The organism is Sphingomonas chlorellae, from assembly GCF_056485145.1.
In genome coordinates, this window is the sequence record NZ_JBQXXM010000001.1 from 863688 (window position 1) to 884178 (window position 20491).

Consider the following 20491-nt stretch of genomic DNA (forward strand, 5'->3'; position numbering starts at 1 on the left):
TAGGCGCGTTCGGCGAACGGTACAACATAACATCGCTGGGCTCGCGCGGGCGGCGCGCGGGGTGCGGTCGCGGGGCGGCGTTGTCGGATCCGATCGCGGGCGGGCGCAGCGCGGCGGCGGGGTCGCGCGCGGGGACGGGGGAGGGCGCATGAACCGGGTGGCGCTCTAGGGTACGCCACCCGGCCACGCCCACCGCCGAGCCGTCAGGCCCGCAGCGTGTGAAGCATCTTTCCCGCACACCATGGCATGAAGAGGGCAGCGCTGCCCACCCCCAAGCCGGGGATGCGGGGGCGAACCATCGTCATCGGCCCGCCCCCAGATAATGCGCCTGCGCCGCGTCGGTTGCGCTCACCGCGAGCAGTGCGCGCGCCTCCGCGGTCGATCGGAGCCGGGCGCCGGGGCCGCTGGCGGCATCGAGCACGCGGTCGAGCAGCGCCTGGCCCTCGGCCCACCAGCCGATCCCGCTTGCCGCGTTGAGATGGCCCTGTGCCCCCGCATCGACGAACAGGCTGCCCCAGCCGGCGGCGAGGCTGCGCGCCTTTTCGATCGTGACCCAGGGGTCGTCGGTGCTTGCGACGACGATCGAGGGGAAGGGCAGCGGCGCGCCGGGCGTGGGGCTGAACGCGCGCAGTTCGGATGCGGCGTCGGCGCGATCGACATCGGCGGGCGCGACGAGCAGCGCGCCGGCGACGGGCCAGCCGAAGGGCTGGCGGGCGAGTTCGGCCCACCAGGCGACCGCGAGACAGCCGAGGCTGTGCGCGACGAGGACGACGGGCGCGCGGGCGGTGCGGATCGCCTGATCGAGCCGCGTGACCCAGGCATTGCGATGCGGCTTGTCCCACATGCCGAGTTCGACGCGGTGCGTGTCGGGCCGCGACTGTTCCCACAGCGTCTGCCAGTGCGCCGGCCCCGAACTGCCCAGGCCGGGCACGGTAAGGACGATCGGCCCCGCTTCGTCGGGGCGTGACAGACTGGTCATGCGTTCCTCTCCATGCAGAGGGGCTTGGCCGGACCTATGGTGTAATATCCATCAACTTGCTGTGCAATCGCGGCTGCGCCGGGGCGAGGGGCGGTTGCGCCGGGCCGAGCGCCGGGCCTAAAGGGCGGCATGGCCAAGCAGAGAGCGGACCAGATCCTTGTCGACCGCGGGCTGGCGGAAAGCCGCACGCGCGCCCAGGCGCTCATCATGGCGGGGCTGGTCTTTGCCGGCGACCGCAAGGTGGAAAAGCCGGGCCAGCCGCTTGCCCCCGACGCCGCGATCGAGGTGCGCGGGCGCGACCATCCATGGGTGTCGCGCGGGGGGATCAAGCTGGCGCATGCGCTCGACCATTTCGGCTGGGACGTCACCGGCGCGGTGGCGATCGACGTGGGATCGTCGACCGGCGGCTTCACCGACGTGCTGCTGACCAGGGGGGCGGCGCGCGTCTATGCCGTCGACAGCGGCACCAACCAGCTGGCGTGGAAGCTGCGGCAGGACCCGCGCGTCGTCGTCCACGAACAGACGAGCGCGCGCATCCTGACCCCCGCGCACATCCCCGAGCCGATCGACCTGGTGGTATGTGACGCGAGTTTCATCGGGCTGGCCAAGGTGCTGGAGGTGCCGCTGGGCTTTACCCGGCCCGGCGCGCGGCTGGCGGCGCTCATCAAGCCGCAGTTCGAGGCGGGACGCGCCGAGGTGGGCAAGGGCGGCGTGGTGCGCGACCCCGCGGTCCATGCCCGCGTGTGCGACGCGGTGGCGGCATGGCTGACCGCAAGCGGCTGGGACGTCGCGGGAATCACGACCAGCCCGATCACCGGGCCGGAGGGCAATGTCGAGTTCCTGATCGGCGCGACCCGTCCCTGAACGGGGCGGGTTTGGCCGCTTCCTCGCGCCCCCAAAAGCCACTAGGAAAGCGCCCGGCGATATCGGTGCCTTAGCCGCTGGCGGGCGGGCACCAGGGATGGAGTCGGGGGATTGAGAGAGATCGCGTCGAAGGACCAGCTGCGCTGGGCCTATTTGCGTTGGGCGGTGGTGACGGTGCCGTTCATCCTGTTGCTGGGACTTGCATCGTCCCGGCTGGCGCCCGCGGGCGCCGAGAATGCGTGGTACATGGCGCTGCGCAAGCCGGACTTCCAGCCGCCGGCGATCGCGTTCCCGATCGCGTGGACGCTGCTGTACGTGCTGATGGGGCTGGCGGTCGCGATGGTCATCAACGCGCGCGGCGCGCCGGGGCGCGGGCTGGCGCTGGGGCTGTTCTGGACGCAGCTGGCGCTCAACCTGGCATGGTCGCCGGTGTTCTTTGCCGCGCATCGCGTCTCGCTCGCGCTGGCGATCATCGGCGCGCTGATCGTCGTGGTGGCGGCGACGATCGTGCTGTTCTGGCGCGTGCGGCGCGTCGCGGCGGTGATGCTGATCCCGTATCTGGGCTGGCTCTGCTTCGCCTCGACGCTGAATTATCAGATCCTGAAGCTCAATCCGGATGCGGAAAGCCTTGTGTCGGCGCCCGCGGAGGACCAAATCCGGATTCGCTGAAGCGTTTTTGGGATTTTGGATCATGCAGACCGACAACCGCCTGTTCGACGATTTCGTGAAGTTCGTGAACGGAGCGGCTGGCACCGTAGCCGGCATGGCACGCGAGACCGAGTCCGCGGCGCGCGAGCGTGCGCGCGAATGGATCGGCGGGCTGGATTTCGTCAGCCGCGACGAATTCGACGCGATGAAGGCGATCGCGGTCGCGGCGCGCGACGAGGTGGACGTGCTCAAGGCGCGGCTCGAAGCGCTGGAGGCGCTGGTGGCGGGCAAGACGCCCCCGGCGGCCGGCGACGCCTGAGTCGCGCGCCCCGGGCTTGTCCACAGCTTTTCGCCGTTGCCCGATTCGTGCGGCTTGTGCCGCGCGAATCGGATTGGCAGGAATCGGTCCCGCCAATCCCGGCGTGTGGAGGTAATGATGCTCGACGAGGCCGAGTTCGACCGCGACGACGCTGCGCCGATCGACATGCTGGAAAGCTATTTCGCGGCGCATGGCTGGTCGCACGAACGCGAGGACGACGAGATCGTCGCGCGCGTCAAGGGCAGCTGGACCGAATATGAGCTGCGCGCGATCTGGCGCGAGGAGGACGGCGTTCTCCAGTTCCTGGGCTTTCCGGACATCCGCGTGCCCGACGAACGCCGCGCCGCGCTGTACGAGACGGTCGGGCTGGTCAACGAACAGCTCTGGATCGGCCATTTCGAGCTGTGGTCGGCGAGCGGCATCCTGCTGTATCGCCACGCGGCGATGATCGACAATGCCGAAGGCCCGACGCTGTCGCTCCACCAGGCCGAGCTGCTGGTCGAGAGCGCGATCGACGAGTGCGAACGTTTCTACCCCGTCTTCCAGTTCGTGCTGTGGGGCGGCAAGAGCCCCGCGGACGCGATCGCCGCGGCGCTGATCGAGACGCAGGGCGAGGCATGAGCGACGTGTTGGCAGGCAATATCTGGCTGGTCGGTTGCGGCAACATGGGCGGCGCGATGCTGCGCCGCTGGGTCGAAAGCGACATCAACCCGTCGCGGATCATCGTCATCGATCCCGGCGCCCCCGCGGTGCCGCGCGGCGTGCGGCTGATGGCGGCGCCGCCGCCCGACGAGGTGCCCGCGACGGTGGTGCTGGCGGTCAAGCCGCAGCAGCTCCGCGCCGTTTCCGCCGCGATCGGCGCCCAGGTGGCGGGCACGCCGCTGATGCTGTCGATCCTCGCGGGCGTCGAGGAAGCGGTGCTGTACGAAAGCTTCGGCGCGCAGGTGGTCGTGCGTGCGATGCCCAACCTGCCCGTTTCGATCGGCAAGGGCGTGGTCGCGCTCCATTCGGAATCGAACGATCCGCGCATCCGCCGCATCGCCGAACAGCTCGTCGGGCCGCTGGGGCTCGTCGAATGGATCGCCGAGGAGCGGCTGTTCGACGCCGTCACCGCGCTTTCGGGATGCGGCCCGGGCTTCCTGTTCCGCTTCATCGACGCGCTGGCCGAGGCGGGCGCCGCGCTGGGCCTGCCCGCCGACCAGGCGCAGCGGCTGGCGATCGCGACCGTCGAGGGATCGGGACTGCTCGCCGCCCAAGCCGATGTGTCGCCCGCGGTGCTTGCCGATCGGGTCGCCAGCCCGGGCGGTTCGACGCGCGAGGGGCTGAACGTGCTCGACCGTGACGATGCGCTCAAACGGCTGCTGACGGCCACGCTCGCCGCGTCGGACGCGCGCAACCGCGCCATGGCCGCCGAAGCGCGCGGCTGACCCCCGGGAACGCCCGCCCGCGCCGGGGGTTCTCCCTTCCGAAATATCGTTCGGATTGCTCTGGGAGGTTCAAATGGCGACGAAAACGGCCACGCGCGACACCAAGGGACGTTTCAAGTCCGGCAACGGCAATGGCGGCCGCAACGGCAACGGCGGCAACGGCGGCAACGCCGGCAAGGGCGGCAGCCTGGGCATGGTTGCCGGGGCGGTCGCAGGCGGCGCGGCGCTGGGGCTGCTCGCGATGCTGGGCCGCAAGGCGGCGGTGCAGGCGCCGACCGCGCTGGCCGGCAACTGGGACGAGGCGCTGGTCGCCGAGCACCAGGCGGTGCTGAAGGTGTTCGACACGCTGGAGGCGACCGACGAGCGCGCGACGATGCGCCGCAACATGCTGCTCACCCACCTCAAGCATGCCCTGACCAAGCATGCGATCGAGGAAGAGAATGTGATCTATCCCGCGCTGCGCCAGATCGGCCAGCAGGAGGCGGCGGACCAGCTCAACAAGGAGCATGGCTACGTCAAGCAGTTCCTCTATGAACTCGAGACGATGCCGACCCATTCGCCCGAATGGATCGCCAAGGTGCGCAGTTTCCGTGCCGACCTTGAGGAGCATATGCAGGAGGAGGAGCTGAAGCTGTTCCCGATGCTGCGCAGCCAGCTTTCCGAGGAAAAGAACAAGGCGCTGACGCTGGCGATGAACAAGGAAGGCTTCAAGGTCGCCTGACCGGCACGCGGGGGAGGCGCCGGACGGGCGCCCCCCCCCATGCGGTGGTCGCGGTCGTCGCGGGCGACGGCGCGCCGCGCTCAGGCGGCGCGGCGCTGTGCCTCGCGCGCGACCTCGCCGATGTCGCGGCCCAGCGCCTCGACGCGCGCGGGATCGGCGTCCCATGCGAACATGAAGCGCGCCCCGCCGCCGATGAAGGTGTAGAAATGCCAGCCGCGCGCACGCAGCGCGGCGAGCACCGCCTCGTCGGCGCGCAGGAACACCGCGTTCGATTCGACCGGGAACATCACCTCGACCCCCGGCAGCCCCGCGACCATCGCCTCGAGCTGGCGCGCGCAGCGATTGGCGTGGACGGCGTTCTTCAGCCAGGCGCCGCTTTCGAGCATGCCGATCCACGGCGCGGTGAGGTAGCGCATCTTGGACGCGAGCTGCCCCGCCTGTTTGCAGCGATAGCCGAAATCCTCGGCACAGGCGTGATCGAAGAACAGGATCGCCTCGCCGATCGCCATGCCGTTCTTGGTGCCGCCGAAGCACAGCACGTCGACGCCCGAGCGCCACGTCATTTCCGCAGGCGAGCAGCCGAGCGTGGCGCAGGCATTGGCAAAGCGCGCGCCGTCCATGTGCAGCCGCAGCCCGAGTTCACGGCATACCGCCGCGATGCCGCGGATTTCGTCGAGCGAATAGATCTGGCCGGTTTCGGTCGGCTGGGTGATCGTCACCGCGCGCGGCTTGGGGAAATGGATGTCCGACCGGCTGGTGGCGATCGCGCGGATCGCGTCGGGCGTCAGCTTGCCGCCGGGGGAGGGGACCGCCAGCAGCTTCGACCCGTTCGAGAAGAACTCCGGCGCGCCGCACTCGTCGGTCTCGACATGCGCCGAGGACGAGCAGATCACGCTGTGATAGGACTGGCACAACGCGGCGAGCGCCAGCGAATTGGCCGCGGTGCCGTTGAAGGCGAAGAACACCTCGCAGTCGCTTTCGAACAGCGTGCGGATCGCGTCGGCGGCATCCGCCGTCACCGAATCCTCGCCATAAGGCTGGGCATAGCCGCGGTTCGCCGCTTCCATCGCCGCCCAGGCCTCCGGGCAAACGCCGGCATAGTTGTCGCTCGCGAATTGCTGCAGGCCCTTGAACACGTCTTCCCTTTCGCCGTCTCAAGTCCCGGAAACGATGGCAGGGCGGCGTGGGCCGCTTCCCCGTTGTTGCCATTTCGGCCACATCCCCCCGTTGCCGGGGGCACCACCTTGATCGGGACAGGTTGGTGTCGGACCAAAGCCCGACTCTGGATGTCTATGTCGCTCTGGCTACCGATCCCGTCCGCCGGCATGGCGGGGCGGGCACCGGAGTCGCCCTAGCGCCGACGTTTCCTAAACCCAATTCGCAAACATGCAAGCGTGATTGTGCAGCGCACATCGCGCGGACCGGCGAACCGCATCGGCACAGGGCTTGCCGCGCCGGGAACCATTTCGGCGCCGATCCGGCCTTGCCGCGGAACCGCCGCGGCGCCGGTGCGTTGGGGCCAATGGTATCGGGTGCGGAGAAGACGACCCCTTCGCACCCGATATCGCGTGACCTTGGCCAGGCCCGCGTATCGGGGCCTGCGGGGGTGGCCGGAAGGCAGGAGAGGATGCCGCGTTCGCGCGTGCGCCGCCGTGCCACCCCACCCCCAAGCCATTCCCCCACTGTCCGATTTCGCGCGCGCGCCGACCGGCGGCACCGGCCGTCATCGTCCGGTTACGCGCCGCCGCTAATCGCTTGCCCACGGCCCTCCGTAGGCTCACGTAGAGCCTGATGCCGCATTGCAGCGTAACCTTCGGGCACCAACGGGAGAATGGCGGATGAGCGAGCGTCCGGTCGGAAACGACCCAGTGGGAACCGATGCGCTGGACGGCGTCGCCGAGACGCTGGACCGCGCGGCCACGGCGATGATCGCCCAGATGACCAGCGGCCTGTCGCCCGCGACGATCGGGCTGGCCTTTGCCGACTGGGCGATGCATCTGGCGGCGTCGCCGGGCAAGCAGCTCCAGCTTGCGGGCAAGGCGGTGCGCAAGTCGATGCGGATCGCCGACTATGCCGTCCGTGCCGCGGGCGATGCCGCGGCGCAGCCCGCGATCGACCCGCTGCCGCAGGACCACCGGTTCGACAGCCCCGCGTGGCGCGAGCCGCCGTACAACGTCATCTCGCAGGCGTTCCTGCTCAACCAGCAATGGTGGCATGCCGCGACGACGGGCGTGCAGGGCGTCACGCGGCACCATGAGCAGGTGGTCGAGTTCGTCGCGCGCCAGATGCTCGACATGGTCGCGCCGTCGAACAACCCGTTCACCAACCCCGTGCTGCAACAGCGCATCGCCGAGACGCACGGCCAGTGCCTGATCGACGGCGCGACGCACTGGGTCGAGGATGTCCAGCGGCTGATGCGCGGCGAGCCGCCGGTGGGGAGCGAGGCGTTCGTGCCCGGCCGCGAGGTGGCGGTCACGCCGGGCAAGGTCGTGTATCGCAACGAGCTGATCGAGCTGATCCAGTACAGCCCGACGACCGAGCAGGTGCGGCCCGAGCCGATCCTGATCGTTCCCGCCTGGATCATGAAATACTATATCCTGGACCTGTCGCCGCACAATTCGATGGTCCGCTGGCTGGTGTCGCAGGGGTACACCGTATTCTGCATCTCGTGGCACAACCCGGGACGCGACGACCGCAACCTCGACATGGAAGCGTATCGCCGGCTGGGGCCGATGGCGGCGCTCGACGCGATCAGCGCGATCACCGGCGCGGCGCACGTCCATGGCGTCGGCTATTGCCTGGGCGGCACGCTGCTCTCCATCGCGGCGGCGACGATGGCGCGCGACGGCGACACGCGGCTGGGCAGCGTGACGCTGTTCGCGGCGCAGACCGAGTTCAGCGAGCCGGGCGAACTGGGGCTGTTCATCGACGAGGGGCAGCTGAGCCTGCTCGACGCGATGATGTGGTCGCGCGGGTTCCTCGACAGCAGCCAGATGGGCGGCGCGTTCCAGTTGCTGCGTTCGAACGACCTGGTGTGGTCGCACCTGCTCGGCACCTATCTGATGGGCGAGCGCGAGCCCGCGAGCGACCTGATGGCGTGGAACGCCGACGGCACGCGCATGCCCTATGCGATGCACAGCCAGTATCTGCGGCGGCTGTTCCTCGACGACGACCTGGCCGAGGGGCGCTATACGGTGGGCGGCCGGGCGATCTCGCTGTCGGCGCTGCGCCAGCCGATGTTCGTCGTCGGCACCGAGCGCGACCATGTCGCGCCGTGGCGTTCGGTCTACAAGATCCACTGGCTGAGCGAGGCCGAGATCTGCTTCGTCCTGACGAGCGGCGGGCACAATGCCGGCATCGTTTCCGAGCCGGGCCATCCGCACCGCAGCTATCGCATCGCGACGCGGCCGCTGGGCGGACCGGCGCTGGGGGCCGACGAATGGGCCGAGACCGCGACGCAGCAGCAGGGATCGTGGTGGACCGCGTGGGGCGCGTGGCTCGACGCCCATTCGGGCACGCCGGTCGCGCCGCCGCCGATGGGCGCGCCCGAGCATGGCTATCCCGTGCGCGGCGATGCGCCGGGCCATTATGTGATGGAGGCGTGAACGATGGCCGACGCAACCGAGGACCGCGCGACCGAGGACCGTGCGACCGATCTGGGCGCGGACGGCGCGGGCATGATCGAGAACCGCACCTATGACGAGATCGCGCTGGGCGATCGCGCCAGCCTGACGCGGACGCTCGACGACAACGACATCAAGCTGTTCGCGCTCGCGTCGGGCGACGTCAATCCGGCGCATCTCGATCGCGAATATGCCGCGACCGACATGTTCCACCGCGTGATCGCGCACGGCATGTGGGGCGGCGGCCTGATCTCGGCGGTGCTGGGCACCGAATTGCCGGGGCCGGGGACGATCTATCTCAGCCAGAGCCTGCGCTTCCTCCACCCGGTCGCGCCGGGCGACACGGTGACGGCCGAGGTCGTCGTGACCGCGATGAAGCCCGAAAAGCATTTCGTCACGCTCGCCTGTTCGTGCCGCAACCAGCATGGCGACGAGGTGATCGCGGGCGAGGCGCTGGTGATCGCGCCGACCGAGAAGGTGCGGCGGCCGCGCGTCCAGCTTCCCGACGTGCGGATGGCCGACCACGGCAAATATCAGGCGCTGATCGCGGCGACGCGCGGCGGCGCGCCGGTGCCGACCGCCGTGGTCCATCCATGCAGCGCAGCGGCGATCGCGGCGGCGGCCGAGGCGGCCGAGGCGGGGCTGATCGTCCCGCTGCTCGTCGGGCCGGAAGCGCGCATCCGCGCGGCGGCGGCGGAAGCCGGGCGCGACCTGGACGGATGGCGGATCGAACCCGCGCCGCACAGCCATGCCGCGGCGGCGCGCGCGGTCGAGCTGGTCCGCGCGGGCGAGGCCGCGCTGCTGATGAAGGGATCGCTCCACACCGACGAGCTGATGCACGCGGTGGTGGCGTCGGGCACCGGGCTGCGCACCGAACGGCGGATCAGCCATGTCTATCTGATGGACGTGCCGGGGCATCCGTCGCCGCTGCTCATCACCGACGCCGCGATCAACATCGAGCCGGGGCTGGAGGAAAAGGCCGACATCATCCGCAATGCGATCGACCTGGCGCACGTCATCGGCATCGAGACGCCGCGCGTCGCGATCCTGGCGGCGGTGGAGACGGTCTCGCCCGACATGCGGTCGACGCTGGAGGCGGCGGCGCTGTGCAAGATGGCCGATCGCGGCCAGATCAGCGGCGCCGTGCTCGACGGGCCGCTGGCGTTCGACAACGCGGTGAGCATCGACGCGGCGCGCGAAAAGGGCATCGTCTCGCCGGTGGCGGGGCAGGCCGATATCCTGGTGGTGCCCAATCTGGAGGCGGGCAACATGCTGGCCAAGCAGCTCACCTTCCTCAGCGGCGCCGATGCGGCGGGGATCGTGCTGGGCGCGCGCGTGCCGATCATCCTCACCAGCCGCGCCGATTCGCTGCGCACGCGGCTTGCCTCGTGCGCGGTGGCGGTGCTGCTCGCGCGCGCGGCGACCAAGGCCGCCCCCGGCCTGCCGGTGCCGGCATGACGCGCGCGATCGTCGCGATCAACGCGGGGTCGTCGAGCATCAAGTTCGGGCTGTTCACGCTGGGCGCCGACGGCCCGCAACATGCCGCGGGCGGCAAGATCGAGGGGATCGGCACCGCGCCGCACCTGGTCGCGCGCAACGAGGCGGGAACGCTGCTCGTCGAGCGGCGCTGGCCCGACGGCGCGGCGCTGAGCCACGAGGCGCTGCTCGCCGAACTGGTCGACTGGGCGCGGACGCATCTCGACGGGCGCGAGATCGTCGCGGTGGGCCACCGCGTCGTCCATGGCGGCGCCGACCAGGCCGAGCCCGCGCTGGTGACGCCCGCGCTGCTGCAAGCGCTCGACGCGCTGTGCCCGCTCGCGCCGCTGCACCAGCCGCACAATCTTGCCGCGATCCACGCGCTTGCGACGATCGTGCCCGGCGTGCCGCAGGTCGCGTGTTTCGACACGGGCTTTCACCAGGCGCGGCCGCCGCTGGCGAGCTGGCTCGCGCTGCCGCGGCGGTTCCACGATGCCGGCATCCGCCGCTATGGCTTTCACGGCCTGTCCTATGCCTATCTCGCGCGGCGGCTGCGCGAGATCGACCCGGTGCTGGCGCGGGGCCGGGTGCTCGTCGCGCATCTGGGCAACGGCGCCAGCCTGTGCGCGATGCGCGACGGCATCAGCGTCGACACCAGCATGGGGTTCACCGCGCTCGACGGGCTGATGATGGGGACGCGCGCCGGCGCGATCGACCCCGGCGTCGTGCTCCACCTGATCCAGCAGATGGGAATGGACGCCGACACGGTGTCGCAGCTCCTCTATAACCAGTCGGGCCTGCTGGGCGTTTCGGCGGTGTCGAGCGACATGCGCGCGCTGCACGCCAGCGACGATCCGCGCGCGGCCGAGGCGGTGGCGCTGTTCGTGTGGCGCGTGGTGCGCGAGGCGGGCGCGCTGATCGCGCTGATGGGCGGCATCGACGCGATCGTGTTCAGCGCGGGGATCGGCGAGAACGACCCGCTGGTGCGCGCCGCCGTGTGCGAGGGGCTCGCCTGGCTGGGCATCGCCGTCGACGCGCAGGCCAACGACGCCAACGCGCTGCGCATCTCGGCAGAGGGATCGAAGGTGGCGGCGCTGGTCGTGCCGACCGACGAGGAACGGATGATCGCCATCGGCACCGTCGGCGTGCTGGCGGCGCTGGAACGGGGGGCGGCGCAATGATCGTGGATCTTCGCGGCAAGCGCGGGCTGGTGATCGGCATCGCCAACGAACACAGCATCGCCGCGGGGTGCGCGCAGGCCTTTGCCGATGCGGGGGCGCGGCTGGGCGCGAGCTATCTCAACGAAAAGGCGCTGCCGTTCGTCGCGCCCGTCGCCGAGCGGCTGGGCATCGAATGGCTGGCGCCGTGCGACGTGCGCGTTCCCGGCCAGCTCGAGGCGCTGTTCGCACGCGTCGACGCCGAATGGGGCGGGCTCGATTTCCTGCTCCATTCGATCGCCTTTGCCCCGCGCGACGACCTGCACGGGCGCGTCGTCGACTGTTCGGCCGAGGGCTTTGCGCTGGCGATGGACGTTTCGTGCCACAGCTTCCTGCGCATGGCGCGGCTGGCGGAACCGCGGATGCCGCAGGGCGGATGCCTGTTGTGCGTCACCTTCTATGGCTCCGAACGCGTGGTCGAGCATTACAACCTGATGGGCCCGGTGAAGGCCGCGCTCGAAAGCGCGACGCGCTATGTCGCGGCTGAACTGGGCGGCAAGGGCATCCGCGCGCACGCCATTTCCCCCGGGCCGATCGCGACGCGCGCGGCGAGCGGGATCGACCGGTTCGACGCGCTGCTCGATCGCGCGGCGGCGCAGGCGCCCGAGGGGCAACGCGTCGAGATCGGCGATGTCGGCGCGCTTGCCGCGTTTCTGGCGAGCGACGCGGCGCGGCGGATCACGGGCACGGTCATCCCGGTGGATGGCGGCCAGCATCTGATGGCCTGAACGCGGCACCGGGCCGGAAGCGGGAGCGGCGATGATCGACCCCAGGCGAAGCCGTTCCGCGATGGCGGCATGACCGATCGGCGCGACGACCCGCCGGGCGATCCGGGCGAGACGACGGCGCCGGGGGCGGCGGCGCGGCGCGGCTGGCTGTTCGGTGCGGCGGCGCTCGTCGCGCTGATCGTCGCCGCGCTCCATTTCAGCGATCTTGAGCGCGTGACCGAAATGGCGCGGCGCGCGCGCCCGGCATGGCTGGTGCTCGCGCTGGCGCTGCAGTTGCTGACCTATCTTGCGCTCGCGCGCGGCTGGCAGGCGGTGCTGACCGTCGCGGGAACGCCGGTGCCGCTCGGCCGGCTGGTGCGCGTCGCCGTTGCCAAGCTGTTTGCCGACCAGATGATCCCGAGCGCGGGGATGGGCGGCAACGTCGTGCTGGTCGACCGGCTGGTCGCGCTGGGGGTGTCGCGCGGCACCGCGGTTGCGGCGCTGCTCGTGTCGATGATCGGCTATTACGCGGCCTATGCGCTGCTCGCGCTGGTGATGCTCGTCGTGCTGTGGCTGCACGACCGCGCGACGCCGTTGCTCGTCGGGCTGGTGACGAGCTTTCTGCTGGTCGCGATCGCGATCCCCGCGCTGGCGCTGTGGCTGCGCGCACGCGGGAGCCGGCCGCTGCCGCCGCGGCTGGAGGCGCTGCCGCTGCTGCGCACGTTGCTGCGGATCGTGGGCGAGGCGCCGCGTGCGCTGGTGGCGGACCGGCGGCTGATCGCGACGGTGATGGCGTGCAACGCCGCCGTGTTCCTTGCCGATGCCGCGACGCTGGCGGTGTGCCTGCACGCGCTGGGGCAGCCGCTGGCGCCGGCGACCGCCTTTGTCGCGCTGATGGCGGCGTCGATCGTCGTGACGCTGGGGCCGATCCCGATGGGGCTGGGCAGTTTCGAGGCGACCGCGACGGCGATGCTGACGATGCTGGGCGTGGGGTTCGAACCGGCGGTGGCGGCGACGTTGCTGTTTCGCGGGCTGGCGCTGTGGTTGCCGCTGTTGCCCGGGCTGTTGCTGTTTCGCGCCGCGGGGGCGTATCCGGGACGAAAGCGAGGGGAAGGGCGATGAGCGCACCCGATCAGGCCGGGGTGGGGGATTTCTGGAGCGAGCCGGCCGAGGCGCTGATGACCCGGCTGGGCACCGCGCCCGCGGGGCTTGGCACCGATGCGGTGCGCGCGCGCGCCGGGCGCCGCGGCGGCAGCGCGCTGGGCGACGGTGCGGCGGTGCAGCCGTGGCGGCTGCTCGCGCGCCAGTTCGGCAGCCCGCTGGTGCTGATCCTGCTGTTCGGGGCGGTGATCTCGGCCGGGCTGGGCGACTGGAGCGACGCGATCGTGATCGCGCTGATCGTCGGCGGCAGTGCGACGCTGAGCTTCCTGCAGGAGTTCCGCGCCTCGCGCGCGGTCGCGGCGCTGCGCGAGCGGCTGGCGCTCACCGCGCGCGTCCGCCGCGACGGGGCGGAGGCCGATGTGCCGGTGAGCGAACTGGTGCCCGGCGACGTCGTGCTGCTTGCCGCGGGCAATCTGGTCCCCGGCGACGGGCGCGTCATCGAGGCGAACGACTTCCTCGTCACCGAAGCGAGCCTGACGGGCGAATCGCTGCCGGTCGAGAAGGCGCCGGGCATGGTCGCGGCCGACGCGGCGCTCGCCCAGCGGACCAACTGCGTCTTTCTGGGCGGGTCGGTGCGCAGCGGCACCGCGACCGTGGTGCTGGCGGCGCTGGGGCGCGACACGCGCTATGGCGCGATCGCCGGGCATCTGGCCGAAGCCGAGGGCGACACCGACTTCGCGCGCGGCGTGCGCCGCTTCGGCGGGATGCTGTTGCGCGTGATGGTGCTGATCGTGCTGGGCGTGCTGACGGTCAACCAGTTGCTGGGGCGGCCGATCGCCGAATCGCTGCTGTTCGCGGTGGCGCTTGCGGTGGGGCTGTCGCCCGAACTGCTGCCCGCGATCGTGACGGTGACGCTGTCGGCGGGCGCGCGGCACCTGGCGCGCGGCGGGGTGATCGTCCGGCGGCTCGAGGCGCTGGAGAATCTGGGCAGCATGACGGTGCTGTGCACCGACAAGACGGGGACGCTGACCGAAGGATGCGTCTCGCTCGCAGGCGCGATCGACGCGGGCGGCGCCCCGTGCGACCGGGTGCGCGAGGCGGGGTTCATCAACGCGCATTTCGAAACGGGGATCGCCAATCCGCTCGATGCCGCACTCGTCGCGGCGGCGGAAGCGGCGGGATGGCGCGACGGCGGCACCAAGCTGGGCGAGGTGCCCTATGACTTTCGTCGCCGCCGGCTGAGCATCGTCGTCGCGGCCGATGCGCCCGGCCAGGCGCGGATCGTCACCAAGGGCGCCTATGCCGATGTGCTGGCGGTGTGCACGCACATGGTCGATCCCGGCGCGGGAACCGGTGCCGACGGCGTGCCCGCGCGCGTGCCGCTGACCCCCGAACGCCGCGCCGCGCTCGACGCGCTGTTCGAAGCGCAGGGCGAGGCGGGCTATCGCGCGCTCGCCGTTGCCGAGCGGGTCGTGCCCGACCAGCCGCGCTGGACGCGCGCGGACGAGGCGGCGATGTGCTTCCTGGGGCTGCTGCTGTTCCTCGATCCGCCCAAGGCGGGGGCGGCGGGCGCGCTCGCCGATCTGGCGGCGCTGGGCATCGCGGTCAAGGTCATCAGCGGCGACAACCGCCACGTCACCGCGCACGTCGCCGCGGCGGTCGGGCTCGATCCCGACGCGATGCTGACCGGCCCCGAGGTCGCCGCGATGAGCGACGCGGCGTTGCAGCACCATGCGGCCGAGACGCGCATCTTTGCCGAGATCGACCCCGAGCAGAAGCACCGCATCGTCCGCGCGCTCCAGGCGCGGGGGGCGTCGGTGGGATTCCTGGGCGACGGCATCAACGACGCGCCGGCGCTGCGCGCGGCGGATGTCGGCATCTCGGTCGACCAGGCCGTCGATGTCGCGCGCGAGAGCGCCGACGTCGTGCTGCTGCGCCGCGACCTCGACGTGCTGCGCCAGGGGGTCGAGGACGGCCGGCGCACCTTTGCCAACACGCTGAAATATATCGCGATCGCGACCAGCGCCAATTTCGGCAACATGGTCAGCATGGCGCTGGTGACGCCGCTGCTGCCCTTCCTGCCGCTGCTTCCCAAGCAGATCCTGCTCAACAATTTCCTGTCCGACCTGCCGTCGATCGCGATTGCGGGGGACCGCATCGACCCCGAGCAACAGGCCGAACCGCAGCGCTGGGACGTGCGTGCGGTGGGGCGGTTCATGCTGATCTTCGGGCTGTTGAGTTCGGTTTTCGACGGCATCACCTTTGCCGTGCTGCTGACGCTGGTGGGCGCGCAGGCGGCGCCGTTCCAGACGAGCTGGTTCGTCATTTCGGTGCTGACCGAACTGGCGGTGCTGTTCGTGCTGCGCACGCATCGCCCCGCCTGGCGCAGCCGCCCGTCGGGCGTGCTGGCGGGCGCGGCGATCGTCACCGGGCTGATCGCGATGCTGCTGCCCTTTTCCGGCCCGGTCGCGCGTGCGCTGGGGCTCGTGCCGTTGCCGCCGGTCCTGTATCTTTGCGCCGCCGCAATCGTGCTCGGCTATGTCGCGAGTACCGAACTGGCCAAACGATTCGTGTTCCGCAGCGCCGGTCGCCCGAAGGGGCCGGCCGCCGCGCCGGGAAGGGAGCCAAGCGCATGACCGAAGCACCGATACTGGCAGGAGAAAGCCCGGCCGGCGCCGACGCCGTCTGCACCGCGATGCAGCTCGACGCGCCGGGCATGGCGCTGCGAGCCGTCACGCGGGCGGTGCCGCGGCCGGGACCGGGCGAGGTGCTGCTGGCGGTGCGCGCGTGCGGCGTCTGTCGCACCGACCTGCACGTCGTCGACGGCGAAGTCGCAGCGGTGCGCCCGGTCGTGCCGGGGCACGAGATCATCGGCACCGTGCTCGAACGCGGCGCGGGCGTCGACGGCTTCGCGCTGGGCGACCGGGTGGGGGTGCCGTGGCTGGGCGGCAGTTGCGGCCATTGCGACTATTGCCGCGCGGGCGAGGAGAATCTGTGCGACGCGCCGGTGTTCACGGGCGCGACCCGCGACGGGGGCTATGCCACGCACGTCGTTGCCGACGCACGCTATTGCTTTCCGATCCCGGCGCAGTTCGGCGATGTCGAGGCGGCGCCGCTGCTCTGTGCCGGGCTGATCGGCCACCGGGCGCTGGTGCTGGCGGGCGGCGGGCGGCGGCTGGGCCTTTACGGCTTCGGCGCGGCGGCGCACATCGTCGCGCAGGTGGCGCTGTGGCAGGGGCGGCGCGTCCATGCCTTTACCCGTCCCGGCGACGATGCGAGCCAGCGCTTTGCGCGGTCGCTCGGCTGCCACTGGGCGGGCGGGTCGGACGAGGCGGCGCCCGAGCCGCTCGATGCCGCGATCCTGTTCGCGCCCGATGGCGCGCTGGTGCCGCGGGCGCTGCGCGCGGTGCGCAAGGGCGGACGCGTGATCTGCGCGGGCATCCACATGAGCGACATCCCCAGCTTTCCCTATGCCGACCTGTGGGGCGAGCGGACGCTGATGTCGGTCGCGAACCTCACGCGCGCCGACGGTGCCGCCTTTCTGGACATCGCGGCGCGCGTGCCGGTGCGGACGCATACGCGCGCCTATCCGCTGCGCCAGGCGAACGAGGCGCTGGCAGCGCTGCGCGCGGGCGCTTTCGACGGGGCGGCGGTGCTGGTGCCCGACGCGCTTTATCCCGCGATGGGGCCGCGCTGACGGCGGCCGGACCCGCCCGGCTGCCGGGCGGCGGGCGGTTCAGTGGCCGTTGTCGCTCCAGTGCGGCGGGTCCGAGACGAGCTTGATGACGCCATAGGTGGCGCCGAGCGCATGCAGGTCGGTGTTGGTCTCGCCCGATTGCGGCGCGCCGATCGCGCGCGGGCGTCCGCCGGCGTCGCGGACCTGGATCGTGCCCTTCCACGCGATCGTCATGTCGATCGCGCGCCCCTCGATATGCAGCGAGGTGAGCGAGGGCTGGAACGCGATCTGGAACAGGTCGACCATTTCCTGCGCCCCCTGGCGCGAGCGCGCGGGGTCGCCATGGTCCCAGCGGATCGTGCAGCCGGGGATGGCGGGCACCGCGCCCGGGGCAAGCGAGCCGTTGGCGACGCGCCAGCTATAGTGCATCAGCTGGGCGCGCACGGCATTGCGGCGCGTGGCCGACACGGTGACCGAAGCGCCCGCATCCTTCAGCGCCTTCAGGAACGCCGTCACCTTGTCGCGAAAGGCGGGGACGAGGTCGGCAACGGCGGCGCTGTTGGGGTAGTTGGCCTGGTTGGCGCGCCACCAGTCGGCGCCGCTCAGCGGGGGCTTGGGCCAGTTGGCGGCAGACAGCGCGCGCCAGGTGGCCCCGCCGGGACCGATCAGCCCGTCGGGCCTGGGGGCCTTCATCACCTGGGCCTGAAATGCGACGATCGCCGCGAGCGTGGGGGCATCGCCCGCGCCGCTCGTCGCGATCGCCGGCTTGCCCGCCGATGCCAGCCAGTCGTTCAGCAGATGCTGGACCACCAGCACGTCCGCCAGATCGTTGGTGCCGCCCTTGCCCACCGACGCGCCGATGCCCATCGTCCGATTTCCCCCTTCGGAAGCTGTCCCCGGCGAATGGCTTAGGCGCGCGATTCCTACATGGAAAGAGGGGGCGGGCGCCTCAGCGGGCCAGCGCCTGGGCGATGCCGTGGCGGACGCTGGCCAGCGTATAGGGTTTCTGGATCACCGGCACCCCGGCAAAGCCGTCGGGCAGCCGCAACTGCTCGCCATAGCCGGTCGCGAACACATAGGGGATGCCGGCAAGCGTCAGCGCGTCGGCGACGGGAAGGCTGGTCTCGTGCCCCAGATTGACGTCGAGCACCGCGAGAACGAAGCGTTCGCGCTCGACCTCGAGCAGCGCCTGCGCGATGGTCCCGGCGGTGGTGACGCGGGCAGCACCCAGCCGCGTCAGGATATCCTCGGCATCCATTGCGATGATCAGGCTGTCCTCGACAAGCAGCACCGGTCCTTCGAGCATCGGCGCGGCGGCATCGCCCTCGCCGGCGGGCGCGGCGGCGGGCGTCGCGGGGGCGGTCGGCCGGCCCGGATCGTCCGCCGCGACGTGGCGCGCGGGGACGCAGAAATCGGCCTCGAACCCGGTCATCGGATAGCGCACCTCGGCCCGGCCGCCCAGGTCGTAGGGGATCGACCGCTGGATGATCGTGGTGCCGAAGCCCTGGCGTCGCGGCGGCTGGACGGCAGGGCCGCCGCGTTCGCGCCACGCGATCCGCAGGTCGCCTTCCGCATCGAGATGCCAGCTTACCGCGACGCTGCCATTGTCCGACAGCGCGCCATATTTGGCCGAGTTGGTCATCAGTTCGTGGAACACCAGCGCGAGCGTCGAAAAGGCGCTGGGATCGAGCAGCACATGCGGGCCGTGGCAGGTCAGCCGTTGCGACTTGCCGCCCAGATAGGCCGCGGCCTCGGTCTCGATCAGCCGGTTGAGCGGCGCGGCGTTCCAGTTGTCGTGCGTGATCTGGTCGTGCGCGCGCGCCAGGCTTTCGATCCGCCCCTCGAGCAGCGTGATCGTATGGCGCGTATCGGCATCGGGGTCTAGCGACTGGCGCACCAGCCCGCGGATCAGGCTGAGGATGTTGCGGACGCGGTGGTTGAGCTCGGCGATCAGCAGTTCCTGTCGTTCGATCAGCCGCCGCCGTTCCTCCTGCGCGCCGTCGGACAGGCGCAACACGACTTCGATCATCGAGGCGCGCAGCATTTCCGCCACGCGCTGTTCGACCGGATCGAACGGTTCGGAACGGCCGCGCACTTCCTGGCTCCACAGCTCGAAGCTCTTGCGCGGGGTCAGCCGGGGGCCGTTGGGGCCGAGTTCGGCGGGCTTGTGCGGATCGCCTGCCCATTTGACGGTGCGGATGCGTTCCTGGCGGAACAGCATCACATAGTCGCGCGGCACCCGCGACATGGGGATCGCGAGCATCCCCGCGGCGACATCGTCATAGGCGCGCGCCGAGGGAAGCGTCGCCGAAAGCTGGTCGGTGGCGAAGATCCGCCCCGCAGCCATCGCGTTGAGCCGGCGGACGATCAGCGGCAGTTCCTCGGGCGGGGGGACGAGCCCGCTATAGGCGAGCTGGCCGTCCATCCAGATCGCGATGCCGTCGCACGGGACCGTCTCGCGCAGCATCGACCCCAGCCATTCGGGATTGTCGAGCAGGGTCGCGTCGCCGGCAATGGCGGCGAGCAGGCGGTCGCTGTTGCTGCGCGCCTTGCTTTCATAGGCCGACAGCGACTTGCGCTCGTGGCTTTCGAGCTTGAGCGCGAACATCTGGCCGAACAGTTCGGCGAGCGAACGCCGTTCGAAGCTGGGGCAGCGTGGGCCGTAATGGTGGCACGCGAACAGCCCCCACAGCTTGCCCTCGACGATGATCGAGACCGACAGCGATGCGCCGACGCCCATATTCTTCAGATATTCGATGTGGATCGGCGATACCGAGCGCAGGATCGACAGCGACAGGTCGATCGGCGCCCCGCGCTCGTCGAGCTGCGGCAGGATCGGCACCGGCTCGGCCGCGACATCGGCGATCACGCGGAACGGGGTGCGCAGATAGAGCGTGCGCGCCTGTGCCGGAATGTCCGAGGCGGGGTAGCGCAGGTCGAGAAAGCTGCCGATCCCGCCCCGCGCGGCTTCGGCCACGACGACGCCCGACCCGTCGGGTTCGAAACGATAGACCATCACCCGGTCGAACCCCGTGAGCGCCCGCACCTGTCGCGCGCCTTCGCGGAAAAAGGCGGTGAGGTCGGGCGTGGCGTCGAGCCGCGCCATCATCGCGCGCATCGTCGAGGCCGCGTCGGCCAGCGTCTCGGCCGCGCTCGGCTCGCCTTCGATGACGATCAGGTCGTCGTTCATGTGGAGCGCGACATCGAAGCGCCTGCCATCGGCGAATTTCAGCCCGAAAATGCGCTCGACCGCATCGGCGCCGCGCAGCATCGCCAGTCCGTTGCGCAGGCTGTGCGTGATCTGTTCGCCGAACAGCGCGACCGCGGGCGTGCCCAGCATCGCCGCCGCGTCGATCCCGAAAAAGCGATCGACATTGGCCGACGCGCGCCGGACCAGCCAGTCGGTCGACACCGCGATGAGGAAGCCGAAACCCTGAATTGCGCCCAACTGATGGATCGGTTCGCGATCGCAATTGGTGAGGTCGACCTCGAACGAATCCTGTGATTTCAAAAAAATGCCCTTTTTTCAGCTTCGTGCGAACGCGCGAAAACCGAAAAGGCTGCGCGGGGGGCGAGGCGTGCAAACAAAAATCGACGGGCCGAAACCGCGTGGCGGGCGGCGGTGCCGCCGCCTTTTCGCATGATGGCGGAATAACGAAAGAAAGTAACGGCGAGTCAAACGGTGAAAATCCAATATCCGTCTTGCGATCCGCCTGCGTAACAAGGTAAATAA

At 70.6% G+C, this 20491-nt stretch carries 17 protein-coding genes; 13 read left to right on the forward strand and 4 right to left on the reverse strand.

Translation table 11 applies throughout. The features are described from left to right. Nucleotides 1-301 precede the first annotated feature (301 nt). Nucleotides 302-979 carry an RBBP9/YdeN family alpha/beta hydrolase gene (locus ACT3CF_RS04010; protein WP_478420525.1) on the reverse strand — a complete coding sequence of 226 codons (678 nt, stop codon included), beginning with the start codon at nt 977-979 and terminating at the stop codon, nt 302-304. A 129-nt stretch (nt 980-1108) separates the two neighbouring features. On the opposite strand from ACT3CF_RS04010, the gene ACT3CF_RS04015 reads away from it, so the two are divergent. The 6 genes from ACT3CF_RS04015 to ACT3CF_RS04040 all read left to right on the forward strand — a co-directional run bounded on the left by ACT3CF_RS04015 (nt 1109) and on the right by ACT3CF_RS04040 (nt 4958). Continuing rightward, nucleotides 1109-1843: a TlyA family RNA methyltransferase gene (locus ACT3CF_RS04015; RefSeq protein WP_478420527.1), complete on the forward strand. Its 735-nt coding sequence runs from the start codon at nt 1109-1111 to the stop codon at nt 1841-1843. Between the two features lie 111 nt (nt 1844-1954). Continuing rightward, nucleotides 1955-2512, forward strand: a complete 558-nt coding sequence (locus tag ACT3CF_RS04020; RefSeq protein WP_478420529.1) for a TspO/MBR family protein — start codon at nt 1955-1957, stop codon at nt 2510-2512. Nucleotides 2513-2534: 22 nt separating this feature from the next. Next, the gene (locus ACT3CF_RS04025; RefSeq protein WP_478420531.1) at nt 2535-2810 is read left to right on the forward strand and encodes an accessory factor UbiK family protein; all 276 of its coding nucleotides are present in this window, start codon (nt 2535-2537) and stop codon (nt 2808-2810) included. A gap of 114 nt (nt 2811-2924) precedes the next feature. Further along, nucleotides 2925-3431, forward strand: a complete 507-nt coding sequence (locus ACT3CF_RS04030; protein WP_478420532.1) for a type III secretion system chaperone family protein — start codon at nt 2925-2927, stop codon at nt 3429-3431. After that, complete coding sequence (proC, locus tag ACT3CF_RS04035; protein WP_478420534.1) at nt 3428-4237, forward strand: pyrroline-5-carboxylate reductase; 810 nt, start codon at nt 3428-3430, stop codon at nt 4235-4237. Before ACT3CF_RS04030 ends, proC begins: the two co-directional genes overlap by 4 nt. 73 nt (nt 4238-4310) lie before the next feature. Further along, on the forward strand, nt 4311-4958 hold the full coding sequence (locus tag ACT3CF_RS04040) for a hemerythrin domain-containing protein (RefSeq protein WP_478420536.1): 648 nt from the start codon (nt 4311-4313) through the stop codon (nt 4956-4958). An 80-nt stretch (nt 4959-5038) separates the two neighbouring features. Here ACT3CF_RS04040 and ACT3CF_RS04045 read toward each other — a convergent pair whose 3' ends face one another. After that, nucleotides 5039-6094: a threonine aldolase family protein gene (locus ACT3CF_RS04045; protein ID WP_478420537.1), complete on the reverse strand. Its 1056-nt coding sequence runs from the start codon at nt 6092-6094 to the stop codon at nt 5039-5041. Between the two features lie 702 nt (nt 6095-6796). Between ACT3CF_RS04045 and ACT3CF_RS04050 the strand changes: the two genes are divergently transcribed. The 7 genes from ACT3CF_RS04050 (at nt 6797) to ACT3CF_RS04080 (ending at nt 16779) form a co-directional block, all read left to right on the forward strand. Beyond that, on the forward strand, nt 6797-8563 hold the full coding sequence (locus tag ACT3CF_RS04050; RefSeq protein WP_478420539.1) for a PHA/PHB synthase family protein: 1767 nt from the start codon (nt 6797-6799) through the stop codon (nt 8561-8563). Between the two features lie 72 nt (nt 8564-8635). Further along, the gene (locus ACT3CF_RS04055; RefSeq protein ID WP_478421343.1) at nt 8636-10039 is read left to right on the forward strand and encodes a bifunctional enoyl-CoA hydratase/phosphate acetyltransferase; all 1404 of its coding nucleotides are present in this window, start codon (nt 8636-8638) and stop codon (nt 10037-10039) included. Then, nucleotides 10036-11238 (forward strand): acetate/propionate family kinase, encoded by a 1203-nt coding sequence (locus tag ACT3CF_RS04060; protein WP_478420541.1) that lies wholly within the window; start codon nt 10036-10038, stop codon nt 11236-11238. The genes ACT3CF_RS04055 and ACT3CF_RS04060 overlap by 4 nt, the downstream gene beginning before the upstream one ends. Next, a complete protein-coding gene (gene fabI, locus ACT3CF_RS04065) occupies nt 11235-12002 on the forward strand; it encodes an enoyl-ACP reductase FabI (protein WP_478420542.1) in 768 nt (255 codons plus the stop codon). The genes ACT3CF_RS04060 and fabI overlap by 4 nt, the downstream gene beginning before the upstream one ends. Before the next feature lie 69 nt (nt 12003-12071). Further along, on the forward strand, nt 12072-13103 hold the full coding sequence (locus ACT3CF_RS04070; protein ID WP_478420544.1) for a lysylphosphatidylglycerol synthase transmembrane domain-containing protein: 1032 nt from the start codon (nt 12072-12074) through the stop codon (nt 13101-13103). Further along, nucleotides 13100-15718, forward strand: a complete 2619-nt coding sequence (mgtA, locus tag ACT3CF_RS04075; protein WP_478420545.1) for a magnesium-translocating P-type ATPase — start codon at nt 13100-13102, stop codon at nt 15716-15718. The genes ACT3CF_RS04070 and mgtA overlap by 4 nt, the downstream gene beginning before the upstream one ends. Continuing rightward, nucleotides 15715-16779 carry a zinc-dependent alcohol dehydrogenase family protein gene (locus ACT3CF_RS04080; RefSeq protein ID WP_478420546.1) on the forward strand — a complete coding sequence of 355 codons (1065 nt, stop codon included), beginning with the start codon at nt 15715-15717 and terminating at the stop codon, nt 16777-16779. Before mgtA ends, ACT3CF_RS04080 begins: the two co-directional genes overlap by 4 nt. A 39-nt stretch (nt 16780-16818) precedes the next feature. Here the strand turns inward: ACT3CF_RS04080 and ACT3CF_RS04085 are convergent, their stop codons facing one another. Further along, nucleotides 16819-17625, reverse strand: a complete 807-nt coding sequence (locus ACT3CF_RS04085; RefSeq protein WP_478420547.1) for a hypothetical protein — start codon at nt 17623-17625, stop codon at nt 16819-16821. An 82-nt stretch (nt 17626-17707) separates the two neighbouring features. Next, the gene (locus ACT3CF_RS04090) at nt 17708-20269 is read right to left on the reverse strand and encodes an HWE histidine kinase domain-containing protein (protein ID WP_478420549.1); all 2562 of its coding nucleotides are present in this window, start codon (nt 20267-20269) and stop codon (nt 17708-17710) included. Nucleotides 20270-20491 lie beyond the last annotated feature (222 nt).

What these genes read in the sequence shown, in the direction of transcription:
- fabI (WP_478420542.1), top strand. Translation starts at nt 11,235, where the DNA reads ATGATCGTGGATCTTCGCGGCAAGCGCGGGCTGGTGATCGGCATCGCC.
- ACT3CF_RS04015 (WP_478420527.1), top strand. Translation starts at nt 1,109, where the DNA reads ATGGCCAAGCAGAGAGCGGACCAGATCCTTGTCGACCGCGGGCTGGCG.
- ACT3CF_RS04060 (WP_478420541.1), top strand. Translation starts at nt 10,036, where the DNA reads ATGACGCGCGCGATCGTCGCGATCAACGCGGGGTCGTCGAGCATCAAG.
- ACT3CF_RS04025 (WP_478420531.1), top strand. Translation starts at nt 2,535, where the DNA reads ATGCAGACCGACAACCGCCTGTTCGACGATTTCGTGAAGTTCGTGAAC.
- mgtA (WP_478420545.1), top strand. Translation starts at nt 13,100, where the DNA reads ATGAGCGCACCCGATCAGGCCGGGGTGGGGGATTTCTGGAGCGAGCCG.
- ACT3CF_RS04055 (WP_478421343.1), top strand. Translation starts at nt 8,636, where the DNA reads ATGATCGAGAACCGCACCTATGACGAGATCGCGCTGGGCGATCGCGCC.
- ACT3CF_RS04030 (WP_478420532.1), top strand. Translation starts at nt 2,925, where the DNA reads ATGATGCTCGACGAGGCCGAGTTCGACCGCGACGACGCTGCGCCGATC.
- ACT3CF_RS04010 (WP_478420525.1), bottom strand. Translation starts at nt 979, where the DNA reads ATGACCAGTCTGTCACGCCCCGACGAAGCGGGGCCGATCGTCCTTACC.
- ACT3CF_RS04080 (WP_478420546.1), top strand. Translation starts at nt 15,715, where the DNA reads ATGACCGAAGCACCGATACTGGCAGGAGAAAGCCCGGCCGGCGCCGAC.
- proC (WP_478420534.1), top strand. Translation starts at nt 3,428, where the DNA reads ATGAGCGACGTGTTGGCAGGCAATATCTGGCTGGTCGGTTGCGGCAAC.
- ACT3CF_RS04070 (WP_478420544.1), top strand. Translation starts at nt 12,072, where the DNA reads ATGACCGATCGGCGCGACGACCCGCCGGGCGATCCGGGCGAGACGACG.
- ACT3CF_RS04085 (WP_478420547.1), bottom strand. Translation starts at nt 17,625, where the DNA reads ATGGGCATCGGCGCGTCGGTGGGCAAGGGCGGCACCAACGATCTGGCG.
- ACT3CF_RS04040 (WP_478420536.1), top strand. Translation starts at nt 4,311, where the DNA reads ATGGCGACGAAAACGGCCACGCGCGACACCAAGGGACGTTTCAAGTCC.
- ACT3CF_RS04050 (WP_478420539.1), top strand. Translation starts at nt 6,797, where the DNA reads ATGAGCGAGCGTCCGGTCGGAAACGACCCAGTGGGAACCGATGCGCTG.